The following is a 574-nucleotide window of genomic DNA, read 5'->3' on the forward strand; positions in this document are numbered from 1 at the left end:
GACCATATCAAGGCCGAGACTGACTGGATCTTTGATGGCACCACCAAAGTAGATCCCCATCCACGTGCCGACAATCCAGAAGCCCCAAAGCGCAAGCCCTCCGCCGACCAACAAACCAAACCCAGGCTCTTTCTTGCCAAATGCGTTCATCGCCATTGCCCAGTTTGCGTCGGAGGCAAGCAACATAATGCCATAGCGCTTATGTGGCGGTAGCTGTCTCAGCCAAGGGTAGAGCGTCGCACCCATCAGAAGGTGGCGAGCATTGATGGCAAACACAGTAATCAAAACCGGTACAAGTGGTACTTCAGCTCCCCACATTTCTAATGTGGCAAACTGAGACGCACCAGCAAAGACAAGCGTACTCATTAAAAGAGTCGGAAAGGCGTCTAAGCCGGTTTGCACCGCAGCAACCCCAAAGGCGAGGCCAAAGACCACCACAAAAAAGGAAAGCGGTAAAAGCTGAGTAAATCCACCCCAGACGTCAGCCCGAGTGAACTCATGTAGCTCCCCAGAAGATCGAGGAAAAGAGGATGTATTTTCTGTCATAAATGTACCTAGCCGGCAGCAAAGTCGG

General features: G+C 51.9%; 1 protein-coding gene. It reads right to left on the reverse strand.

The features are described from left to right. A partial coding sequence (locus tag R7Q09_RS27260; RefSeq protein WP_318144097.1) for an AzlC family ABC transporter permease occupies window positions 1-546 on the reverse strand: 546 nt, incomplete at its 3' end. Window positions 547-574: the final 28 nt, after the last annotated feature.

The organism is Vibrio sp. 2130-1 (genome assembly GCF_033339515.1).